Origin of the sequence: Bacillus sp. 123MFChir2 (genome assembly GCF_000383235.1) — a bacterium.
Lineage (GTDB): Bacteria > Bacillota > Bacilli > Bacillales > Bacillaceae_G > Bacillus_A.
Genome location: NZ_KB911021.1, coordinates 1 through 2,129 on the forward strand (window position 1 = coordinate 1; position 2,129 = coordinate 2,129).

At 39.1% G+C, this 2,129-nt stretch carries 3 protein-coding genes and 1 pseudogene; 3 read left to right on the forward strand and 1 reads right to left on the reverse strand.

Going from position 1 to position 2,129, the window contains the following annotated elements:
• Positions 1 to 67: 67 nt before the first annotated feature.
• Positions 68 to 286 (reverse strand): annotated as a pseudogene (locus tag H280_RS0122770) (NifU family protein); the annotation flags it as partial.
• 178 nt (positions 287 to 464) lie between these two features.
• On the opposite strand from H280_RS0122770, the gene H280_RS0122775 reads away from it, so the two are divergent.
• The 3 genes from H280_RS0122775 (at position 465) to H280_RS0122785 (ending at position 1,930) form a co-directional block, all read left to right on the forward strand.
• Positions 465 to 773 carry a YuzD family protein gene (locus H280_RS0122775; RefSeq protein ID WP_020063395.1) on the forward strand — a complete coding sequence of 103 codons (309 nt, stop codon included), beginning with the start codon at positions 465 to 467 and terminating at the stop codon, positions 771 to 773.
• 81 nt (positions 774 to 854) lie between these two features.
• Positions 855 to 1,145 (forward strand): hypothetical protein, encoded by a 291-nt coding sequence (locus tag H280_RS0122780; RefSeq protein WP_020063396.1) that lies wholly within the window; start codon positions 855 to 857, stop codon positions 1,143 to 1,145.
• On the forward strand, positions 1,133 to 1,930 hold the full coding sequence (locus H280_RS0122785; RefSeq protein WP_020063397.1) for a nucleotidyltransferase domain-containing protein: 798 nt from the start codon (positions 1,133 to 1,135) through the stop codon (positions 1,928 to 1,930). The genes H280_RS0122780 and H280_RS0122785 overlap by 13 nt, the downstream gene beginning before the upstream one ends.
• The last annotated feature ends 199 nt before the right edge of the window (positions 1,931 to 2,129 follow it).

A 2,129-nucleotide genomic window follows, 5' to 3' on the forward strand; every position in this document is an offset into this window, starting at 1 on the left:
AAAAAGCGCCTCTATGTCAGAAGCTCCATCCCCCTCTTGTTCTGGGCGAGCCGCTTCCGCTTTTAGATTAAAATACTTGTTCTACTTCAATTACTCCAGGTACTTCTTCTAAAAGCGCACGCTCGATACCTGCTTTTAATGTGATTGTAGAACTTGGGCAGCTGCCGCAAGCGCCTAGAAGGCGTAATTTAACGATACCGTCTTCGATATCTACTAATTCTACGTCACCGCCATCGCGAAGTAAGAATGGACGTAATTTATCTAATACTTCTACTACTTGTTCGTGTAAGTTTTCGTTTTCCATTTTTATCGACTCCTTTCATCAGTTTTATTATAATCAAGATACAGGGGAAAATCTATTTTTTATGTCTTTCTTACGTTGTCAAAATAGTTTATGGAAGTTTCCTTCTTATATGTGACAATGAGGTACAGAAAAAAATATATGTGCAAATGGGGGAGAGAATATGATAAAAGTTAGTGTGTACGGGGCGAAGGTTGTATGTGCAAGCTGCGTTGGAATGCCGTCTTCAACGGAAACGTATGAATGGCTGCAAGCGGCGATCGGACGAAAATATGAAGGACAAGAAGAGAAGTTCCATTTTGAATATGTGGATATTCATGAGGAGCAAGAAGAGGAAGAAAAACGAGCTTTTGTAGAGCGTGTCATTGAAGAAGATTTATTTTATCCTGTTGTTCTCGTGAATCATGAGATTGTCGGAGAGGGCAATCCGCGCTTAAAGGATGTATACAAAGAAATTGAGAAATATTTATAATATAACTTATCACTTACAGAGCTCTTGCAACGTAGACTACGAATCGCAGGGGCTTTTTCTGTGCTATGGAGGATGAATGCGATGAAGAAGGGATTTGTAATAGGGATTATCGGACTTTTTCTAGTCAGTAGTATTGCTTATATGATAGGGGATGCAGCAATGGTTTATTCGTTAGCAGGTTGGTTAAGCGCCTTTTTTTTAGCTAGTGCAGCATTTCTTTGTATAGATGGATTCATTTTGGGAGGAAGAGGGACATTTGCTTCGGAAAAGCCAACGCGAAAAGAATCCCGCTTTCAATCAGCTAAAATGAACGCATTTGCAGCAATTCCGAATGTAGTAGCTGCGTTAGGAGTATATGTATGGGTATCATAATGAATCATTCCATACCAAAAGAAGTGGAGTTCTTCTTAGATCAATATGTGAATGAACTTCAAGAAATAATATCAAGTGAAAAGCTAGTTGGTGTGTATGTATACGGTTCATTAGCACTAGCTGCATTTCATTCGGAAACGAGTGATATTGACTTTGTAACGGTTATGAAAGAACAAGTCAGTGAAGCAGAGAAAGTGAAAATTCGTCAATTACATAAGAGTCTTCATGCACACGACTTCGGTAAACGAATGGACGGGATGTATGTTCCGCTTGGTGATGTTGGAAAACAAAATGATGAGATGTTACCGTACCTATATTGTTCTGAGGGAAAAATAACTGAAGGACATTGGGACATTAATTCTGTGACGTGGTGGACGATAAAAAATTGCGGTATTACGCTTTTTGGTCAACAGGCAAGCGAGCTTCCCTATGTAATAGTGTGGGATGATGTTGTAAGCACAATGAAATACAATGTGGAACAATATTGGAGTGAGAAAGTAAAGCGTCCCTATTTATTTTTAGCTACAGAATGGGTAGAGTCTGCGGTTGTGACAATGGGCCGTATTATATGCACATTAGAAATGGAACGGATTGTTTCGAAAGATGAAGGGCTGCAATATATGATGAAATGCTGTAAAGAGTGGGAGCCGCTTCTGCAAGATGTGTACCGTGTGCGTCAAAATGAAGGAATGAAACTGTCTTTATCGAGATGGAGACGTGCTCAGATGACGAAGCAGTATTTGGTGTTTTGGATAGAGGAATGTAAGAAGAAGTGGGAAAGATAAAGTGAAACTTCCTCTTTAAAGCAACAACAAAAACAAGAGCTGCCGTGCAGCGAGGCCACTGAAAAACTTACGTTTTTCATTTCACAAAACATATGTAGAACTAAAAAGGCGACTTTTCGTTCAAAATGGAACGAAAAGTCGCCTTTCTTTCTATTCTTTTTTTACTTTTCTTCCTTTTTTTCCTTCATTAAGGTCATAA